Raw genomic sequence first — 20,606 nt, forward strand, 5'->3', positions numbered from 1 at the left:
TCACTCTACAAGGAAAGGATTGCAACATGACCACACAAGTAAAACATTACATTGACGGCGAGTTTATCCAAGGTACGGGCACATCACAGATTATTGTCACCAATCCCGCGAATAACTCGCCGATTGCTGTGATTAATGCTGCCACTAGCGAAGAAGTTCACGCTGCGATTGCCAGCGCCAAAGTGGCCTTTAAAACCTGGAAAGAAGTGCCAGTGTCTGAACGTGCACGCGTTATGTTGCGTTATCAACATCTGCTAAAAGAACATCACGACGAACTGGCGACCATTCTTGCCAAGGAAACCGGTAAAACCTTCGAAGATGCCAAGGGCGATGTATGGCGCGGTATCGAAGTCGCTGAACATGCTTGTAATGTGGCGTCATTATTGATGGGCGAAACCGTCGAGAACGTCGCGCGTTCAATCGATACTTACAGCTACACTCAACCGCTCGGAGTGTGTGCCGGTATTACGCCATTTAACTTCCCTGCGATGATCCCGTTATGGATGTTCCCACTGTCGATTGCCTGCGGTAACACTTTCATTTTAAAGCCTTCAGAACAAGATCCTATGACGCCGCAGCGTCTGGTTGAGCTGTTTGTTGAGGCGGGCGCACCTAAGGGCGTATTGCAATTAGTGCATGGCGATAAAACCGCCGTAGATATCCTGCTGGCAGACCCTGCGATTAAAGCCATTTCTTTCGTCGGTTCTGTGGCTGTGGGTCAATATATTTATAAAACGGGTACCGATAACTTAAAACGCGTGCAAGCCTTTGCGGGCGCGAAAAACCACTGCGTGATTATGCCTGATGCAAACAAACAGCAAGTGATCAACAACTTAGTCGGCGCTTCTGTGGGCGCGGCGGGTCAGCGTTGTATGGCGATTTCGGTTGCCGTGTTTGTTGGTGCCGCTAAAGAGTGGATCCCAGAATTAAAAGAAGCCTTAGCCAAAGTTCGCCCAGGTTTATGGGACGACAAAGAAGCGGGTTATGGTCCGGTTATCAGCCCAGCCGCTAAGGCGCGGGTGCTTAAACTTATCGCCCAAGGTAAAGCCGAAGGCGCCGAGTGTTTACTCGATGGTAGCGATTTTACCGTGGAAGGTTATGAATCCGGTAATTGGATTGGCCCAACCATGTTCGATAAAGTCACCACTGAGATGAGCATCTACAAGGAAGAAATCTTTGGCCCTGTACTGTGTTGTATGGAATCAGACTCCTTAGAAGCCGCCATCGAATTAGTCAACGCTAGCCCTTATGGCAACGGCACATCTATCTTTACCGCTAGCGGCGCCGCGGCCCGTAAATATCAACATGAAATAGAAGTCGGCCAAGTCGGCATTAACGTGCCTATTCCTGTGCCATTGCCATTCTTCTCATTCACGGGTTGGAAGGGCAGTTTCTACGGCGACCAACATGCCTACGGTAAGCAAGCGGTGCGTTTTTATACCGAGACTAAAACCATCACTTCCCGCTGGTTTGAGTCCGATATCGCCGTAGCTTCTACGCCAAATATGAGCATTAACCTACGTTAAGCTCGGTGATTAATCGATAAACCACGGCGTCTTTACGGCGCCCAATTTATTCAATAAAGAAGTGACCACAGAGTCATAGGAGAGCCAGATGGATTTTAATTTCAACGATGACCAACGCCAGTTTGCCGATCTGGCGCGCCAATTTGCCGCAGATGAGTTAGCCCCTTTTGCGGCTAAGTGGGATGAAGAACATCATTTCCCCAAAGACGTGATCCAAAAAGCCGGCGAGCTGGGTTTTTGCTCACTCTATTCGCCAGAATCTGAAGGCGGCATGGGCCTATCGCGCCTCGATGCCTCGATTATTTTTGAAGAACTCGCCAAGGGCTGCACCGCGACCACGGCCATGCTGACCATTCACAATATGGCCACTTGGATGGTGACGACTTGGGGCACTGAAACCCTGCGTCAGACTTGGTCTGAGCCGTTAACCACAGGGCAGATGTTAGCGTCATATTGCTTAACTGAGCCGGGCGCGGGTTCGGACGCTGCATCTTTGCAAACCAAAGCGGTGCGCGACGGCGATGAATATGTGATTTCAGGTTCGAAAATGTTTATCTCAGGTGCGGGCGCCACTGAGCTTTTAGTCGTGATGTGCCGTACAGGTCAAGCTGGGCCTAAGGGAATTTCGGCCATTGCCATTCCGGCGGATGCCGCTGGTGTTATCTACGGTAAAGCCGAAGATAAAATGGGCTGGAATGCACAGCCGACCCGTCAAATCACCTTTGAAAACGTGCGCGTGCCAGTAGCGAATTTGCTCGGTGAAGAAGGCCAAGGTTTTGCGTTCGCGATGAAAGGTTTAGATGGCGGTCGCATCAATATCGCTACCTGTTCTGTGGGTACGGCGCAGTCGGCTTTAGAGCGCGCAACTCAATATATGAATGAGCGTCAGCAATTTGGTAAACCTTTAGCGGCTTTCCAAGCGCTGCAATTTAAGCTTGCCGATATGGCGACAGAATTAGTCGCAGCCCGCCAAATGGTGCGCCTTGCGGCCTTTAAACTCGATAGTGGCGATCCTGAGGCCACGGCTTATTGCGCTATGGCGAAACGCTTTGCCACCGATGTGGGTTTTCAAGTCTGCGATGCGGCGCTGCAAATTCATGGTGGATATGGTTATATAAGGGAGTACCCGCTGGAACGTCATTTCCGTGATGTGCGTGTACACCAGATTTTAGAAGGCACTAACGAAATTATGCGCTTAATTATCGCCCGTCGTTTACTCGATGAAAATGCAGGACAAATCCTGTAATTCAACTCGCAATATGCGTGACTTACAGGTCGGCGATAACTGAAAAGGAGTCTATAAAGATGGAATATTTAGTTGAACGTATCGAAGGCCACACGGCGATTCTGACCATGAACAATCCGCCAGCCAACACTTGGACCGCCGAGAGTTTGCAGGCGCTTAAAGCCAAAGTGCTTGAGCTGAATGCCAATAAAGATATTTATGCCTTAGTGTTAACGGGCCAAGGGCAAAAGTTCTTCTCCGCTGGCGCCGATTTAAAACTGTTTAGCGATGGTGACAAAGGTAATGCGGCAACGATGGCAAAGCATTTTGGTGAAGCCTTTGAAACCTTAAGTCAATTCCGTGGTGTGTCGATTGCCGCGATTAACGGCTATGCCATGGGCGGCGGCTTAGAAGTCGCGTTGGCCTGCGATATTCGTATCGCCGAAATTCAAGCTGTAATGGCATTACCCGAAGCGACGGTCGGTTTATTACCCTGTGCGGGTGGCACTCAAAATCTGACCGCATTAGTCGGTGAAGGGTGGGCTAAACGGATGATTTTATGCGGCGAGCGTATCGATGCAACTCAAGCATTGAATCTACGTTTAGTGGAAGAAGTGGTTGATACTGGCGAAGCGCTTAATGCGGCAATTGCCTTAGCCGTCAAAGTGGCGAATCAAAGCCCAAGCAGCGTGACAGCGTGTAAGACGCTTATTCAAGCGGGGCGCACTATGGCGCGTAGCCAAGCGCTACCGATTGAGCGTGAGTTATTTGTCGGATTATTTGATACTGAAGATCAGGCCGAAGGCGTGAATGCGTTTTTAGGGAAACGTAAAGCTGAGTGGAGAAACCGCTAATGACGAATGTAGTAGATAATGACGTGGTCGAGCATGTCGCAAATCAGGTCACGACCACACAAAATGTGGTGTTTCAAACCTTAGCCACTGCTTCTGGCAAATTGGTTGGAGTAGTCACACTCAATGTGGAAAAAGCCCTCAACGCCTTAGATTTAGGCATGGTACGTGCTATGACTGCGCAGCTTAATCTGTGGAAGAAAGATCCCCTTATCGCTTGCATCGTATTAGATGGCAGCGGTGAGAAGGCATTTTGTGCTGGTGGTGATGTGCGCGCTTTATACCATGCTTCCATTGCCGCTAATGGGCAAGTGACTGAGGAAGCAAAGGTTTTCTTCGAAGAGGAATATCGCCTCGATTATCTACTGCATACCTTTGGCAAACCTGTGTTGGTGTGGGGCGATGGCATTGTCATGGGCGGCGGTCTCGGTTTGATGGCGGGCGCAAGCCACAGAGTCGTTACCGAAACCTCGCGTATCGCTATGCCTGAGGTGACTATCGGCCTGTATCCCGATGTGGGCGGCAGTTATTTCCTTAATCGTATGCAGGGCAAGATGGGATTGTTTTTGGGATTGACCGCCTATCAACTCAATGCCGCCGATGCCTGTTATGTGGGCCTTGCGGATCATTACTTGAACCGTGACGACAAAGAGTTGATGTTTGATGCCATGGCAACCTTAGATTGGAGTGATACGCCAGCACTTAATCATCAACGTTTAGATAGCATGATCAACGAGCTGTCTAATCAAGTGGATATTCCTAAGGGCGACAGTGTATTAGCCGAAAGCCAAGACATAATTGACAGGCTTATGGCGGGCAGTCTGCAGGATATTGCAGCACGCATGTCAACTTTGGTATCGGAAGAAAAGTGGTTAATGAAAGCGCGGGACACCTTCCTTGCGGGTAGCCCTATCAGCTGGCACTTGGTTTATATCCAAGGGCAGTTAGGGACTAAGCTTAGCTTAGCTCAATGTTTCAAATGGGAGTTAACCGCGAGTGTTAACGTGTGCGCCCTCGGTGATTTCTGCGAAGGCGTTCGTGCACTCTTGATTGATAAAGACAAGAAACCGCAATGGCGTTTTAAGGATGTTAACTCAGTACCCACAGTGGTACTTGAGCAAATATTGGCTTCCCCATGGGGCGAGGCGCATCCCTTTAACCAACTGAGTTAAGCGTTTAAGGGCCGAGTTGGCTAAGCGCTGTATTTATCGGCTTAGCTAAGCTCGCTTTACTCTGTGATAATGACAGCATAATCAATGGGCTAGCATTATCACAACACTAAAAAGAACAACACAGGAGTGATGGCATGAGTACAGTAGCCTTTATCGGTTTAGGTAATATGGGCGGCCCAATGGCGGCCAATTTATTAAAAGTAGGCATGACAGTTCGCGTCTTTGATTTAGTCCCCGAGGCTATGCAGCAATTGGCCGAAAAAGGCGCCTTAGTATCAAGTACAGCCTGCGGCGCTGCAGCGGGTGCAAGTGTGGTGATTACTATGTTGCCTGCGGGCAAGCATGTAAAAAACTTATATTTAGGCAATGGAACAGACAAAGGCCTGCTTGAAGTGGTTGCGGGTGATACCTTGCTCATCGATTGTTCAACCATCGATGCGCAAAGCGCACAACTCGTGGCAGCTGAAGCGGCTAAAAGTGGCATCGAATTTATGGATGCACCAGTTTCTGGCGGCACGGCAGGCGCGGCAGCGGGTACTTTAACTTTTATTTGTGGTGGCTCGGATAACGCTTTTGAACGTGCGCAGCCCGTACTTAAGGCTATGGGTGTGAATATCTTCCATGCTGGCGGTCCAGGTGCGGGGCAAGTCGCGAAAATCTGCAATAACATGCTGTTATCTGTGTTGATGGTCGGTACTTCCGAAGCGCTGCAAATGGGCGTCGATCATGGTCTCGATCCCAAAGTGTTATCCGACATTATGAAGGTCAGCAGTGGCGGAAACTGGACGCTAGAGAAGTACAATCCCTGCCCAGGCGTGATGGAAACAGTGCCTTCTTCTAAGGGCTATCAGGGTGGCTTTATGGTAGATTTGATGGTCAAAGATCTCGGTCTGTCACAAGAAGCTGCATTATTGAGCAACTCTAGCACGCCAATGGGCGCTTTAGCCCGCAGCTTGTATGTCAATCATGCAAGACAAGGCAATGGTCGCCGAGATTTTTCCAGTATATTTGAACAATTTGCACCACTTAAAAAATAGACACAGATAACAAGGGATCACCAGATGGATTTAAAAGATAAGGTTGTCGTCATTACTGGCGGCGCGGGTGGCTTAGGCTTAGCAATGGCGCAAAATTTTGCGCAGGCGGGTGCTAAGATAGCGCTTATCGATGTGGACCAAGAAAAACTCGAGCGAGCCTGCGCTGAGCTTGGATCGGACACTGAAGTTCAAGGTTATGCCTTAGACATTACCGACGAAGAAGATGTCGTCGCGGGTTTTGCCTATATTCTCGAAGATTTTGGTCAAGTGAACGTGTTAGTGAACAACGCCGGTATTCTGCGTGATGGCATGTTAGTCAAAGCCAAAGACGGCAAAGTCACTGATCGTATGTCTTACGAGCAGTTCCAATCGGTGATCAATGTGAACCTGACCGGCAGTTTCCTCTGTGGCCGTGAGGCCGCTGCGGCCATGATTGAATCGGGTCAAGCGGGGGTGATAGTTAACATCTCTAGCCTTGCTAAAGCGGGTAATATGGGTCAATCAAATTACGCGGCCTCAAAAGCGGGTGTTGCGGCTATGTCCGTCGGCTGGGCGAAGGAGTTAGCGCGCTACAATATCCGTAGTGCAGCCGTAGCACCAGGTGTGATTGCGACCGAGATGACGGCGGCAATGAAGCCAGAAGCGTTGGAGCGTTTAGAGAAACTCGTGCCTGTTGGCCGCTTAGGTCATGCCGACGAGATAGCTTCTACCGTACGTTTTATTATTGAAAACGATTATGTTAACGGTCGTGTGTTTGAAATCGATGGTGGTATTCGTCTTTAGAGCGATATCTTATTGATTTGCATAAAAACCGAGCTTAGGCTCGGTTTTTTTATAGGGTAAATAAAGATAATGGTTCTTATGCCCTAGCTTTCGGATTTATTTAGATTTCACTGTTGGAGTTGACATTTAGTTGTTAACCTTCAACAATCGCTCTCCCGTTTTTTTACATAACTTTACAAACATGTTGATCACATGTAATGGAGCTTGAAATCCGGATGTCTTGGCAGGAAAAAGCCCACTGGCTTGAGAAAATCACTAAGCGCATGATGTTGATCGTGGGTATCTTAGGGTTGGTTGTGATTTATTGCGGTTTCTTTTTTCTGCTCTTTAGTGGCCGCTCTGTGGCCGTGATCCCATGGTTTTTTCTTATCTCACCTTGGGTGTGTATTTATTTTGGTTTAACGCAAGTACAACAAGTGCAAGTGGTAAATTGGTTCTTAAAAAAATTTAAAAAATAACTAATTTACACATAACTCATTTCTGCAAGTTCATATTTTGTTTCGGTTTGTGCAGTTGGCAAACATTGGGGAGAAACAATGAAGCTACATGGATATTTATGGATGCTGGGGGGCTTATTTTGTTTAGGTGCTTGCGAGCGCTCGAACAAAGAGACGCCGCATCTTAGTGATAATGGCGCGCGCATAGTTGCGCCCTATGGTAGTTGGCAGTCTCCGCTATCGGCGACTGAAGTTTTTGAGCAGGCCGATAATGTGGCTGAGTTGCAAAGCGTTGATGGTGCTATTTATTTCTCTGAATCTGATGGTGAAAAACAAGGCCAAGTCGGGATCAAACGCCTCGACCAACGTGGAAAAATTACCGACATAGTGCCGCCTGCGTTTAATGTTAAATCCGCCGTTCATGAATACGGTGGTGCCGCCTTTTTGGGGATTGGTCAGAGTCTGTTTGCCACTAAGGCACAGGACCAACTGTTTTATCGTTTTGCCCCTAATCAACCCCCTTTGCCTTTAACGCCAAATGGTACTCGCCATGCAGATTGTATTGCTTACCCCAAAGGGTCGAGGATTATCTGTGTGCGCGAAGATCATCGTCAAGCGGGTGAGCCTAAGGCGAGTCTTGTTACCATTAATCTTAATTTTGCCGGTGAAGGCGATACTTTTGTTTCGGGCCATGACTTTATTTCTTCGCCAGCCATCTCGCCCGATAACAGCCAACTGGCGTGGATCACGTGGGAACATCCCTATATGCCATGGGATAATAGCGTGCTCTGGCTTGGGGATCTGGACCGTAAAGGACAATTACACAATATTCGTAAGGTAAACACGCCCGCAGATTCTTCGGTGTCGCAGCCGTTATTTAGTCCTGATGGGCAATTGTATGTCGTATCGGATATCAGTAACTGGTGGAATATCTATCGAGTCACGGCACAAAATACCTTAGACCCAGTGCTAAAGAAAAAGGCCGAGTTTGCGGTGGCTGATTGGTATTTAGGCAATCATAATTATGCCTTTGAATCCGAAAAAACGATTATTGCCAGTTATATGCTTGGTAGTCAGGCCGTTTTAATTAGACTGCATCTAGATTCAGGCCTGACCGAATCTTTGGCCGTCGACTTTGGTGAAATCACCCAAGTGATCCGTGGGGAAGATGCTGTTTATTTTGTCGGCGCTAAGGCGACGCCAGAGAAGGGCATTTATAAAGTGATCGGTCGTGGTACTGAGTTGGTGTATACCCCTAACTTACCAAAACTTAATCCCAACTATATCTCCCGTGCTAAAAATATTACTTTTAAAACAGGTGCTAACCAGCAAGCTTACGGTTATTTTTATGGTCCGGTTAACCCCAACTATACTGCGCCTAATGATACCCGTCCGCCCTTGATTGTAATGTTACACGGCGGACCTACGGCGCGGGCGAGTCTGGCTTATCGCAGTGATATTCAATTTTGGACCAGCCGAGGTTTTGCGGTTCTCGATGTTAATTTCCGTGGCAGCAGTGGTTTTGGCCGTGCTTACCGTCAAAGTATCTACGGAAAATGGGGCCAAGTTGATGTGGAGGATGCGGTCAATGCGGCCCGTTATTTAGTTGATAAAGGTTGGGTTGATGGACAAAAGCTGGCGATTCGAGGTGTTAGCGCTGGTGGGTTAACTGTGATGTCGTCCTTGGCATTTTATGATGTATTTCAAGCGGGGGTGAGCTATGCGGGGATCAGTGACTTTGAACAGCTCGCCAAGAGTACCCATAAATTCGAGACTGGCTACTTAGATCTGCTTATCGGCCCCTATGGTGAAAATCAAGCCCGCTATAGGGAACTGTCGCCCCTGCATCACCTTGAAGGATTGAATGAGCCTTTATTAATTTTTCAAGGATTACGTGACCAAATCGTACCACCACAGCAGTCGCGGCAGATTTATGAGGCGTTAAAAGTGAGAGGCGTACCCACGGCTTATATCGCTTATCAGGATGAACCCCACGGCGGTTGGAAACCTGAGCACAAGGCCGCAGGATTAGAAACTGAGCTGGCATTTTATGGGCAAGTGTTTAACTTTACCCCAGCGGGTAAGCTTGCAACACTGGTACTGGATAACGCCGCGGCGCTAAAGCCAACCATAGTGAGAAGTCAATAACGCGGTATTTACCGTTATTGAACTTGGCCATCGTTATTGCGATTGGCTTTTACTGCAACACTCAGAGCCAGCATTTTGTTGGCTCTTGTGATTTTCATGGCTGCCATGAGTCTCGTGACTTAGGCTGTCGATAATGGCGCAATGGGGCTGATCGCCGCCTTGGCATTGGGTCACCATGTGCTGTAATTGCGCCCTAAGCTGCTGTAGCTTATTGATTTGCTGCTCGACATAGGCAAGGTGCGTTTGGGTAAGCTGCTTAACGTCCTCGGCATTACGGCTTTCATTGCCCTTAAGACCAAGCAAGGATTTGCAATCCTCTAGGCTAAAACCTAAGTCGCGGCATTGATGCACAAACTTAAGCGCTTCAATATCTTGATGGCGATAAACTCGATAACCCGCCCCATTGCGCTCGCCGCACACTAAACCAATATCATGGTAATAACGGATACTCTTAACACTTAAGCCCGTTTGTTTCGCCACTTCACCTATCTTCATTTTGACCTCTATTTTTCTAACTGAATGGTATCACCCATTTCGCCCAGCAATTAATTGTCGATGTGATCACATTGAGCAAATTCATCCTTGACTCTCCAGTGATGGGAGACTTTATCTTAGACCTATAGTGTGAAACATCAAGTGAGGGATCTCCCATGTCTATGACCAGACTCTATGTCGCCAATATGAATTGCGCTGGTTGCGTCGCAAAAATTGAAAAGGCGTTTGCCGCCCAAGCGGGCGTTGAAGCGCGTGTGAATCTCGCCGATAAGCAAGTGACGGTTGAAGGCAAGATGAGCGCTGATACCGCCTTGGCTGTGATGGCAAATGCGGGTTATCCGGCGCAGGTCGTTATTGATGCTAAAGTCGCCGCCGAAGAAAAACGCCTTGAAGATGCCGCCGAGTATCGACTGCGGATGCGCCAAGCTATAGCCGCGCTCGTTGTGGGTGTGCCCATGATGCTGTGGGGATTACTGGGCGGTGAAATGATGATCAACAGCCCAAATCTGCAGCTAGGCTGGGGCATCATGGGACTGGTCACTTTGGCTTTACTCATCACCACAGGCGGACATTTTTATCAAGGTATGTGGCGGGCGCTCAAAGCCAAAACCACCAACATGGATACGTTGATTGTGCTGGGCACCAGTACCGCGTGGGCTTATTCCATGTTGGTGGTCATTATGCCGAGCGCATTCCCTATGGATACCCGCCATGTGTACTTTGAGGCGAGTGTGATGATCTTAGGTTTGATTAACTTAGGTCATGGACTCGAACTCAAAGCGCGGGGCAAAACCAGCGAAGCGGTGCAGCGACTGCTCGGGTTGCAATCCACTACTGCGATTCGTATTACGGATAAGGGTGATGAAAAGGTTGAGATAAGTCAGTTGAAACTGGGCGATAAGCTGCGTTTGCGCCCCGGTGACCGAGTTGCCCTCGATGGTGAGGTCGAAACGGGGCAATCCTTGCTCGATGAAGCCATGCTCACAGGTGAGCCTATTCCCGTGCTTAAAAATCGGGGAGATAGTCTGAGCGCGGGCACAGTCAATGGCAATGGCAGCTTAGTTTACCGAGTTACGGCTGGGCAACAAGATACTAAGCTCGCCAAAATCATTGCACTGGTGCAACAGGCACAAACGTCAAAATTACCCATAGGTCGATTGGCCGATAAGATCTCCGCGGTATTTGTCCCTACTGTGGTGGCAATAGCGCTACTGGCGGCGGCTATTTGGTATTTTGCAGGTCCAGCGCCCGCCTTAAGCCATGCGTTAGTGGTGCTGACGAGTGTGCTTATCATAGCTTGTCCCTGTGCGCTGGGGCTGGCTACGCCTATGTCTATCATGGTGGCTGTGGGCCGCGCAGCCCAAATGGGCGTGTTAGTCAAAAATGGCGAGGCACTGCAAACCGCCAGTAAAGTTGATTGTGTGGTGCTGGATAAAACCGGTACGGTCACCTTAGGTAAGCCGCAAGTCACTGACTTTGTATTAGTACAAACACTGAGTGATGCCGATAAAGAAACCTTGCTGGGCGAAATCGCAAGCCTTGAGCAGCACTCTGAGCATCCGTTAGCGGGGGCGATTATCAGTTATGCCAAGGAATCACTCCCACAATTACCCGACACACAGGCATTTACGAACCATCAAGGAAAGGGGATTGAGGGCAAGGTCGATGGCGTATCGCTGGCGATTGGTAATCTTGCCTTGATGACTGCATTGGAGATTGTCAATTCCGATGGCAGTGCCTTAGATCCTAACGCGACATTAAGTTTTGCGCACCAAGGTAAAACCCCGATTTATATCGCTAAAGCGGGCAAGTTAGTGGCCACTATTGCGCTGGCTGATCCGATTAAACCCGATGCCAAAGAAGCCATTGCGGCCATGCTGCAAAGGGGCATTCGCGTGGTGCTGTTAACGGGGGATAACCCACAAACGGCGCAGGCGGTGGCCGACCAAGTGGGCATCACCGAAGTGATTGCTGGTGTACTACCCGAGCAAAAACAACATTATGTGCTGGATTTACAAAAGCAAGGGCATGTGGTGGCTATGGTAGGGGATGGTATTAATGATGCGCCAGCTCTGATGAGTGCCGATGTGGGGATCGCGATGGGATCGGGCACTGAGGTGGCGATTGAAAGTGCGGACATCACCTTGCTGTCGCAGCAATTGATAGTGATTGCTAACTTATTGGCATTGTCGCGGGCGACGATTACCAATATTAAGCAGAATCTGTTCGGCGCCTTTGTGTATAACAGTTTGGGTATTCCGGTTGCGGCGGGCGTGCTTTATCCACTTACGGGCATGTTATTAAGCCCTGTGATTGCGGGTGCAGCCATGGCTTTGTCTTCACTGACTGTCGTCACGAACGCCAACCGCTTAAGACGGCAGAAGTTATAAGCTGTCGATACCTAAGCTAACTTAAAATGTTGAAACGGGTATCTTGAGTTAGCTTAGGGCTATGTCCACATTAGCACTTACTGCATAAGCCTTTAGCGTCGGCAAGCTTTACGACGCTAAGGGTCATCAGATTGTCATTCTGCTCGAATACATTGAAAGCTAAGCCAATAGGGTAAAATCAATTACGCTTCTCATACAGGCATAGTGCGGCGATTTCGGCATTCCCTCTGGCTTTTGATCCGCCTTGGTAGTTGATAATTTAGCCCAAACTGCTATAGTGCCACGTTTATTTTTACCCCTTCGGCATAGCGTTATTTGGTTTATGCTTATTTAAAGCGGCGCCAGCGGGCTCGGCCAACATTACTCGATTTGGAAGTTCATTTTGATCACAACAGCAAATATCACCATGCAGTTCGGCGCTAAGCCACTGTTTGAAAACATCTCAGTTAAATTTGGCGGTGGTAACCGTTACGGTCTTATCGGCGCGAATGGCTGTGGTAAATCGACCTTCATGAAGATCCTGTGTGGTGATCTAGACCCTAGCAGCGGTAACGTCTCGTTAGATGTGAATGAGCGTCTGGGTAAACTAAGCCAGAACCAGTTCGGTTATGAAGAATTCAACCTGATCGATACCGTGATCATGGGCCACCGCGAACTGTGGAAGGTAAAGCAAGAACGTGACCGTATTTATTCTTTACCCGAAATGAGTGAAGAAGATGGCATTACCGTCGCCAACCTAGAGATGGATTTTGCTGAGATGGACGGTTATACCGCCGAATCTCGTGCTGGCGAATTACTGTTAGGTGTAGGTATCGGTATCGACAGCCATTTTGGTTTGATGTCTGAAATCGCACCGGGTTTAAAACTGCGTGTATTGTTAGCGCAAGCCCTGTTCTCTGATCCAGACGTGCTGCTGCTTGACGAACCTACCAACAACTTGGACATCGACACTATCCGTTGGTTACAAGACATGTTGAACCAACGTAGCAGTACTATGGTTATCATTTCGCACGATAGATATTTCTTAAACTCTGTCTGTACGCACATGGCTGACTTAGACTACGGCGAACTGCGCGTTTACCCAGGTAACTACGACGAATACATGCAAGCAGCGACTCAAGCTCGCGAGCGTTTATTGTCTGATAATGCGAAGAAAAAAGCCCAGATATCTGAACTGCAAACCTTCGTAGCACGCTTCTCGGCTAACGCTTCTAAGGCGAAACAAGCTACATCACGTGCTCGTCAAATCGACAAGATTAAGTTAGATGAAGTAAAAGCCTCTAGCCGTGTGAACCCCTTCATTCGTTTCGAGCAAGAAAAGAAATTGTTCCGTAATGCCTTAGTGATTGAAAACCTAACTAAAGGCTACGACACTCCGTTATTCAAAGACTTAAACTTAATTGTTGAAGTGGGCGAGCGCATTGCGGTATTGGGTGAAAACGGCGTCGGTAAAACAACCCTGTTACGTACCCTTATCCACGATATTCCGCAGGATGCAGGTACTATCCAATGGTCTGAAAACGCTAACATTGGTTACTATGCACAGGACCATGAGTCTGATTTCGCTAACGAAATGACGCTGTTCGAGTGGATGAGCCAATGGCGCAAGCCAGAAGATGACGACCAATCGGTACGTGGCATCTTAGGCCGTATGTTGTTTGGCTCTGACGACATTAAAAAGTCAGTCAAAGTGCTGTCTGGTGGTGAGAAAGGTCGTATGTTATTCGGCAAGCTCATCATGCAAAAAGCCAACATTTTAGTGCTCGACGAACCGACCAACCACATGGATATGGAATCGATTGAATCATTAAACAACGCGCTGGAAATGTACGAAGGGACCTTGATTTTCGTGAGTCATGACCGTGCATTCGTATCGTCTCTGGCAAACCGTATCCTTGAAGTCACTCACTCAGGCGTGAATGATTTCAGAGGCACTTACGATGAGTTCCTTGCCAGCAAAGGCATTGAAGTCTAACGCTATTTGTTATTTAGCTGCATGTGTAAATACATGCATTTAAATACATGCATTTAAATACAGTGCAGCTAAATGCAGCATCAATAAAAACGCCGCGATTCATTGCGGCGTTTTTATATCCATTGGCTGTCTTTTTATCTAGCGATTAGCTTTTCGCGCACTCGATGATCTAATCCACGATAATTAAAAGCTCATTGCACGATAAATAGGTAAAATTTGACGGGATCAGAAAAAATTAAACGGACAATTTTGGGATGATTTAACCAAAATAAACAGGTTATCTCTCGTCAATTTTATAGCTGCGAAGGATGTAGTAAATGTTATTCAAGCGTTGTTTTTCTATCTCTATTACTGGCTGCTCTCTATTGATGAACTTTAGTTGAGCAAGACCAGGGCAAACAACTCCAATAATGAAGGCGTAAAACAACCATTGGCCAACATTGCCGAGATACCAACAGAGAAAAAACATGGGCAAGGTAATCATCAGGATTTTGGAAGGCAGACTTCCCCAAATCTTTGCTTCAGCATCCTTGATGATTTCTTTACTAAAGTCCCTTTGAGCCCTTAACTCATCAATAGAACATAAGGACAACGACTTTGGTTGATTCGGCTCGATAGTCCAATTGTTGACTACATCACGGCCTGCAATTTGGTGATTTTGCCCTTCGATTTGCTGTTCCATGAACCTACCTCGTAAACCTGTCCACAAGCTTTCTGATTACATAGTTAAGTAGCAGTTTAAGCATTCCGGTAAGGCACAATGCCATCGCTAAACCGACACCAACTAATGCCATGAGTCCATCAAATCTCAAGAAAGCAATAACCGCAAAAACAAACCCTACGAATGAGATCGAGCAAGCAAAGATAATTTCAGCTTTCTCGTGCACTCTCTTAAGTTCAGCTTGTCTCTGCTCTTCAAGCTGTTCATCAAAATAATCCTTCACAGGGCCGTAGCACTCTCTACACAAGACCGATGTCGCTAGGGCTTTTGCACCACAAAAAGGGCAATCTATCGCATTTGGATTGCTAGGATCAAAAATCGATTCTTTCCCCTGAATATGTATGTCAACTTGCTTGATGAAGTCTCGGCCTGCAATTTGATGATTTTGCCCTTTGATTTGCTGATTAACCTGATAGTTTGGTTGCTGTTCCATTAAACAACCCCATAATCATCTGCCATGAAATTACTTCGTTTTCTTCACTATATCGCGACCAGCAACCTCATTTTTGTTTCCCGAAATGTACTGTGTGACAGATGTTGTATCATCATTTTTTGACACCCCAAAGACTTCATTAGCGTCGATACCTTCCTTCTTAAATACTCTGCTTTCTTCTTCATAAATAGGAGGTAATTTGCCTATTTCTGTCCTTGATTGTGCATGAGATATTTGAGCGAAGTAAGCTACTTCCTCTCTAACAGCTCTTGTCCAATTATCGTTAGGCTCCAATAGTTTAATAACTCTGTTGTATATCAATCCTACGTTATGGATAGTTAATAATTCAGGAGCAACTGCTTCAAACTCCATTCCTATTCCTTCTAACAACATAGGGTCTAGTCCACCTAAATAGCTACGACCACTCATGCCAAGTAATAAATAATCTAAAGAAACATCTTTTGAAGTGGCAAAACTACAAATCCTTTCATAAGGAATAGTTCCTCTTCTTTTCCAAGTAGATAAAGTTTGGGGACTAACACCAAGAACTTCTGCTACATCAGCGTCCGTGTAAACACCACTTAGTTTAGCAATTCGCGATAGAACATCCACGAGCTTTAATTCAATACTCATATTGACAATCCGATACTACATATGAATACTACATTTGAGTAATGAGTATTCTTTTTGTTAATTGTATATACATATTGAGGAGTTTAACTATGAACGTCAATAACCATACCCCCAGCCGTGACTTATACAACCAAGTGCGAGCAGGTTTTATTGGTCAGGGCTCTTCTCTAACCAAATGGTGCCGCAACAACGGTATCAAGCCACAAAATGCTATCCATTGCCTTATGGGCACATGGGATGGCCCAAAGGGGCAAGCGTTACGGGCTGAACTGATCCATGAGTCTGGCATTGCTGCAATCTCCAACGTGGCATGAGGTTGAATATGAGCATAACAGCTCAAGCAACACTGAAAAGGAGCAATCCTTGGATGTTTTTGGAACCACTGTTTAATGCCTGTTTAAAGGATATTCCAATGTCTAGAACCAGTTTGCTGAAACGTAATGCCGTCTCTATCCCTCACGCAATTGAGTTATGCCTCGAAGTTGCTAGGCAAAAGCATAACTTCAGCGTTGATCGTGTAGCAGATGGTATGGGTCTCGCTAATAAGTGGGTGATCTATAAATGGATGGAGTCAGGCCGATTACCCGCCCTGATGATCCGTCCTTTAGAACAGACCTGTGGTGCAGATTTTGTCACGCGCTACTTAGGCCATGCTGCCCATAAACTTCTGATTGATATTCCCACTGGCCGCAAGGTCAAGGCTGTGGATGTGAATCAGCTACAAGCAACATTTTCGGAGAGTATTAGTCTTATTTTGGCGTTTTATGAAGGCAGTGCAAACCAAACTGAAACACTGTCATCACTCACGCAGCTACTTGAAGGCGTTGCTTGGCATCACCAGAACGTGGGGCAACACAGTCAACCCCAACTAGAGCTAGATGGAGGTTTTGATGAATAACCAATATCTAACAATCGCTATTGCTAAGTTGCTGCAAGACCTAGAGGAACAAGAAGCAATGGCAATCCTTGATGCGGCGATGCTCCTTAATTTCGATAAATCATCACTTCAAGGGCTAAACCAACCTGCAAACACTTATCGCAGAGGTAGGCAGACAAAAATCAGCCTAGATCCTGAAGTCGAAGCCTTTGTCTTTTCTCTGCCTTATATGAAGCAAACAGAGATTTTGGCAAGAGTTAAAGCCAAGTTTGGAGCTGCGAGAACGCCAAGCAGAGCAGGATTGAGCCGCTACTTTATGGCGCTGAGGAAAACGGTATGAGTTATGAACCTTTTAAGGCCAAAAATACCAACACACTAGTAAAAGCTGAGGCTATTTTTCAGCTAGTAGCGGAACGAGGGGATCAAGGCTGCACACTTAAGCAATTGCAAAAACAGTCAGGCCAGCCACGAACAACGGTGCATCGCGCATTAACGAGTTTTACAGCGATGAATTGGCTTGAGCAAGTAGAACTTGATGACCGTTCTGTGTGCTGGCAAGTCTCACCAGCGGTATTAAGGCTCGCGTTTAATTTCCGTCGTAAAGCATTAGGCGGTACCCCCCTGAATGATCAGATGGTTATAGATGGAGTAACTGCAATGGATGCGATTGAAATTAAACAAAGTAAGAACGTCACTATTAAAGCCGTTAGGGTGTTTCAGCTAGTCGCTAGTGCTTCGCTTACAGGTAAAACGCTTGATGAACTGCAACACCAATCCGGCTATGCCAGAACAACAACTTACCGCTTGCTGTGCACATGGGAGCGTTTGGGCTGGTTAAAGTCCGTTGATGCTAATGGACGAAGTGAGCGCTGGTGTATGTCAGAAAAACTCTTGGCCTTGGCGCATCAGTACCAAAACCAAAGGCTACAAATGATCCATCAAATAAAAGAAAAATATCAATCTGTTGCTGGAGAAGAACTATGAACAAACCCAAGTTAAACCCAAGTCCATCTGAAATTATGCATGGTTTGGAAATGCAACGTCTTGGAGAAGCGCAAGTAGAAATAACACAGACAGTTGAAGCCACTATTGAAGGCTTAGTGTCTGGTAATAGCTCTTCTACTGAGGAACTAATGGAGCTTTGCGTACTTGCAGGTCAAGCTAAAATGGCAAAAGCATTAGCTGATTTTTCTAATGTTATAAGTCTTGAAAATTTGAAAAACATCAAGAAAACAAAGTCATATAAAAATCTAAAAGGAAAAAAGAGCAAACATGGCGCGGTTTTTACTGGAACTTGGGATGATTTCTGCGAGTTTATGGGGATGTCTCGTCAGATGGTTGATGAGCAAATCAAAAACTCAGAAATATTCGGGATCAAAGCGTTAGAGTCACTTCAATCTATCGGTATGGGTATTCGCGACTTACGCCGCTTGCGACAATTACCTGAAAGCGAGCTAAAAGCCATAGTTGATGGCGATCAACTGACTGTCGATAGCAAAGAAGAAGCACTCGACATTATCGAAGAAATGGCCGCAAAACACCGCGTCGAGTCCAGTAAGCTCAATGAAAAACTTGAGCATCTAGTACTATCCTCTAAAGCTTCCGATCAGCTTTTAGAGAAGAAAGGCAAACAAATCCATGAGCTTGAAAAAGCCTTAGAGATAGCCAAAGGCAAAGGAACTCCCGCCCAAATTAAGCAATTGGAAGCCGAGCGAAATAAAGCGTTAAGCCAAGCCATCATTAATGCGAAATACGAAATATTCAAAGGGCTGGCAGCGTTTGAAGATGCAGTTGCCGCAATTCAGAACACTGAACATCCTTGTGATCTTGATGATGAATACCACGGCAGTATGAACGATATCATCTCACGAATGATGGAAGGTAGTGCCCGAGTTGGCCTTGATCAAACCATTATCACAGCCCTCAATAACGAGTTGATGTTATATCAGCAAGGATCAGCTCTATGATGTCCACATTACCCATTGAGCAGATTAAATACTTGGATGGTATTGCCCAAGAGTTGGATTCAGCGGGGCATGGTCAGCAAGGCGCGATTGTTAACCGCGCGTGCAATTTCCTTGGATTAACTCGTAGCTCTATCTATGAAAAGTTATCGCAAGTTGGCTGGTCTTCAGAGCGTAAAAAACGTTCAGATTGCGGTCAATCAAGGGTGACATTAGAAGAAGCTACTTGGGTATCTAATCTGATCCGCCAATCGCAGCGCCAAAACAGTAAATCACTGATGTCTGTTGAGGATGCCATTGATATTGCCTATGCCAATGGTCATCTTTCCGCCAAGTGCTCTGTATCGACAATGCTCAGGAAGATGGACGAGTTCAATGTTCATCCCAAGCAGCTTAATGCTAACCCTATTACACGCAGTATGCGCAGCCTTCATCCAAATCATGTGTGGCAATTCGATGTATCAATCTGTGTGCTGTATTACCTCAAAAACCAAGAGGGGTTACAGGTCATGGAGGAGTCAGAATTCTATAAAAACAAACCCGCGAACTTAGAGCGAGTGAAGAATGACCGAGTGCTGCGCTACCTTGTCACCGACCACTACAGCGGCGCATTTCACTTAAGCTATATTTTGTCGCCTGGTGAAAGCGTGGAGGCCATTACACAATTTTTAATTGAAGCTTTTAGCAAGCGTTCAAGTAGTGAACTAATGCACGGGGTGCCCTTTATCCTCATTTGGGATGCGGGTTCAGCCAACATGGCCGCGATGACAAGACGCTTATTGGATAAACTCAGTGTCAACCACCTTGTTCATACGCCCGGTAAACCTTGGGCTAAAGGTCAGGTTGAGAGTATGCATAACGTGATCGAAAAGAAGTTTGAGTCACGCTTAGCATTCCAAGCCGTTAATAGCATTGAAGAACTCAATGCTATGGCAACACTCTGGTCGATTGGTTTTCAAAGTGAGTTTAAGCATACAAGGCATGGTCAAGCTCGTTATGGCTTGTACCAGACTATTCGTCCTGAGCAGCTGCGACTAGCGCCGGATGCCGATGTCATGCGTAGCTTTGTGCAGACAGATAGAGTTGAGCGCACTGTTAAGGCGAATGATCTGAGTATTACCTTTGTTCCTAGTAAGGCACATAACTCAATGACCTATTCTCTGGAACACTTAGGCGTACATGCTGGTGAAAAAGTCTATGTGAGTGTGAATCTATATCGCTGTCCTGCGATAGATGTCGAGCGAGTAGATGAGCATGGTGAAGTCCATAGCTATATCGTTGAACCTATGGAAAAAGACGATGCTGGCTTCAATATCAACGCGCCGATTTATGGTGAGAATTACCGCGCTATAGCAGACACCCTGCCGCAACGCCGCAAAAAAGAGATGGATAAAACGGCTTGGGGAACGAGTGATCCTCTTGAGATTAAAAAGAGCCGCAAAGGTCGAGTCCGTCAAGTGGCCTTTAATGGTGCGATTGATGCCATGGCCGATATCAAGCAACAAACCCCACCCAGTTTTATGCAGCGTAAAGGCCAGCCTTTACTTGTTGATATGCAAAATATTAATGAGCCGCCATTGTCTGATATTAAAGCGTGGAAGTTATTAGCGGAATCGTTAGGTCTAAAAGGCGCGGCGTTACAGCCTTATAAGGAGGCACTTAAGCAAGCATACCCTACGGGCTTTACCCGTATGTAGTGGCACACTAATTTTGGCCACCTAAATAGAGGTGATATTATTACCTCGTAGATGACTTTAGGTGAACACATGAGATCGACAACCAGAAAAACATTTAGTGCTGAATTCAAACTTGAAGCTGCCCAATTAGTCCTCGATAAAAACCATAGCATCATCGAAGCTGCAAAGGCGATGAACGTAGGTAAATCCACTATGGATAAATGGGTGAGACAGTTAAAACTAGAACGCCAGGGTGGCACACC

Annotated in this window: 21 protein-coding genes; 17 read left to right on the forward strand and 4 right to left on the reverse strand. The window is 46.7% G+C overall.

All coding sequences use genetic code 11. From position 1 onward, the window contains the following. Positions 1-26: 26 nt before the first annotated feature. The 8 genes from L5L77_RS03445 (at position 27) to L5L77_RS03480 (ending at position 9,179) form a co-directional block, all read left to right on the forward strand. Positions 27-1,526 carry a CoA-acylating methylmalonate-semialdehyde dehydrogenase gene (locus tag L5L77_RS03445; RefSeq protein WP_173245778.1) on the forward strand — a complete coding sequence of 500 codons (1,500 nt, stop codon included), beginning with the start codon at positions 27-29 and terminating at the stop codon, positions 1,524-1,526. 88 nt (positions 1,527-1,614) lie between these two features. Further along, positions 1,615-2,772, forward strand: a complete 1,158-nt coding sequence (locus tag L5L77_RS03450) for an acyl-CoA dehydrogenase family protein (RefSeq protein WP_263160633.1) — start codon at positions 1,615-1,617, stop codon at positions 2,770-2,772. Positions 2,773-2,831: 59 nt separating this feature from the next. Next, on the forward strand, positions 2,832-3,605 hold the full coding sequence (locus L5L77_RS03455) for an enoyl-CoA hydratase (RefSeq protein ID WP_173245775.1): 774 nt from the start codon (positions 2,832-2,834) through the stop codon (positions 3,603-3,605). Next, entirely contained in the window at positions 3,605-4,774 is a 1,170-nt protein-coding gene (locus tag L5L77_RS03460; RefSeq protein ID WP_263184648.1) for an enoyl-CoA hydratase/isomerase family protein, read from the forward strand. Before L5L77_RS03455 ends, L5L77_RS03460 begins: the two co-directional genes overlap by 1 nt. A 134-nt stretch (positions 4,775-4,908) precedes the next feature. Then, on the forward strand, positions 4,909-5,811 hold the full coding sequence (mmsB, locus tag L5L77_RS03465) for a 3-hydroxyisobutyrate dehydrogenase (protein WP_263184647.1): 903 nt from the start codon (positions 4,909-4,911) through the stop codon (positions 5,809-5,811). Between the two features lie 24 nt (positions 5,812-5,835). Then, on the forward strand, positions 5,836-6,594 hold the full coding sequence (locus L5L77_RS03470; protein ID WP_011846385.1) for an SDR family oxidoreductase: 759 nt from the start codon (positions 5,836-5,838) through the stop codon (positions 6,592-6,594). A gap of 215 nt (positions 6,595-6,809) precedes the next feature. Beyond that, complete coding sequence (locus L5L77_RS03475) at positions 6,810-7,052, forward strand: hypothetical protein (protein WP_028760560.1); 243 nt, start codon at positions 6,810-6,812, stop codon at positions 7,050-7,052. Between the two features lie 78 nt (positions 7,053-7,130). Then, on the forward strand, positions 7,131-9,179 hold the full coding sequence (locus L5L77_RS03480) for an alpha/beta hydrolase family protein (protein WP_028760559.1): 2,049 nt from the start codon (positions 7,131-7,133) through the stop codon (positions 9,177-9,179). A 33-nt stretch (positions 9,180-9,212) separates the two neighbouring features. Here L5L77_RS03480 and L5L77_RS03485 read toward each other — a convergent pair whose 3' ends face one another. Further along, positions 9,213-9,674 (reverse strand): MerR family DNA-binding protein, encoded by a 462-nt coding sequence (locus L5L77_RS03485; RefSeq protein WP_263184646.1) that lies wholly within the window; start codon positions 9,672-9,674, stop codon positions 9,213-9,215. Positions 9,675-9,829: 155 nt separating this feature from the next. Between L5L77_RS03485 and L5L77_RS03490 the strand changes: the two genes are divergently transcribed. Continuing rightward, complete coding sequence (locus tag L5L77_RS03490; protein WP_263191399.1) at positions 9,830-12,064, forward strand: heavy metal translocating P-type ATPase; 2,235 nt, start codon at positions 9,830-9,832, stop codon at positions 12,062-12,064. 382 nt (positions 12,065-12,446) lie between these two features. Next, complete coding sequence (locus tag L5L77_RS03495) at positions 12,447-14,039, forward strand: ABC-F family ATPase (RefSeq protein ID WP_219250205.1); 1,593 nt, start codon at positions 12,447-12,449, stop codon at positions 14,037-14,039. A gap of 277 nt (positions 14,040-14,316) precedes the next feature. Here the strand turns inward: L5L77_RS03495 and L5L77_RS03500 are convergent, their stop codons facing one another. The 3 genes from L5L77_RS03500 to L5L77_RS03510 are packed head-to-tail and all read right to left on the reverse strand — an operon-like array spanning position 14,317 to position 15,826. Then, positions 14,317-14,721 carry a hypothetical protein gene (locus L5L77_RS03500; protein WP_263222060.1) on the reverse strand — a complete coding sequence of 135 codons (405 nt, stop codon included), beginning with the start codon at positions 14,719-14,721 and terminating at the stop codon, positions 14,317-14,319. Positions 14,722-14,725: 4 nt separating this feature from the next. Further along, positions 14,726-15,193 carry a hypothetical protein gene (locus L5L77_RS03505; RefSeq protein ID WP_263222063.1) on the reverse strand — a complete coding sequence of 156 codons (468 nt, stop codon included), beginning with the start codon at positions 15,191-15,193 and terminating at the stop codon, positions 14,726-14,728. 30 nt (positions 15,194-15,223) lie between these two features. Further along, positions 15,224-15,826 (reverse strand): helix-turn-helix domain-containing protein, encoded by a 603-nt coding sequence (locus L5L77_RS03510; RefSeq protein WP_173244357.1) that lies wholly within the window; start codon positions 15,824-15,826, stop codon positions 15,224-15,226. Positions 15,827-15,915: 89 nt separating this feature from the next. Here L5L77_RS03510 and L5L77_RS03515 point away from each other — a divergent pair, with 89 nt between their 5' ends. The 7 genes from L5L77_RS03515 to L5L77_RS03545 all read left to right on the forward strand — a co-directional run. Then, complete coding sequence (locus L5L77_RS03515; protein ID WP_173244353.1) at positions 15,916-16,140, forward strand: hypothetical protein; 225 nt, start codon at positions 15,916-15,918, stop codon at positions 16,138-16,140. 98 nt (positions 16,141-16,238) lie between these two features. Further along, positions 16,239-16,724, forward strand: coding sequence for a hypothetical protein (locus L5L77_RS03520; protein ID WP_173248621.1), 486 nt, complete (start codon positions 16,239-16,241; stop codon positions 16,722-16,724). Next, positions 16,717-17,043 carry a hypothetical protein gene (locus L5L77_RS03525; RefSeq protein WP_173244350.1) on the forward strand — a complete coding sequence of 109 codons (327 nt, stop codon included), beginning with the start codon at positions 16,717-16,719 and terminating at the stop codon, positions 17,041-17,043. The genes L5L77_RS03520 and L5L77_RS03525 overlap by 8 nt, the downstream gene beginning before the upstream one ends. Next, positions 17,040-17,687, forward strand: a complete 648-nt coding sequence (locus L5L77_RS03530; RefSeq protein ID WP_173244347.1) for a helix-turn-helix domain-containing protein — start codon at positions 17,040-17,042, stop codon at positions 17,685-17,687. Before L5L77_RS03525 ends, L5L77_RS03530 begins: the two co-directional genes overlap by 4 nt. Beyond that, positions 17,576-18,670 carry a hypothetical protein gene (locus L5L77_RS03535; protein ID WP_173244344.1) on the forward strand — a complete coding sequence of 365 codons (1,095 nt, stop codon included), beginning with the start codon at positions 17,576-17,578 and terminating at the stop codon, positions 18,668-18,670. The genes L5L77_RS03530 and L5L77_RS03535 overlap by 112 nt, the downstream gene beginning before the upstream one ends. Next, positions 18,667-20,364, forward strand: coding sequence for a hypothetical protein (locus L5L77_RS03540; protein ID WP_263222068.1), 1,698 nt, complete (start codon positions 18,667-18,669; stop codon positions 20,362-20,364). Before L5L77_RS03535 ends, L5L77_RS03540 begins: the two co-directional genes overlap by 4 nt. 69 nt (positions 20,365-20,433) lie before the next feature. After that, on the forward strand, positions 20,434-20,606 hold a 173-nt coding region (locus L5L77_RS03545), incomplete at its 3' end, for a transposase (protein ID WP_263148818.1).

Source organism: Shewanella sp. SM29, assembly GCF_025654245.1.
GTDB lineage: Bacteria > Pseudomonadota > Gammaproteobacteria > Enterobacterales > Shewanellaceae > Shewanella > Shewanella oncorhynchi.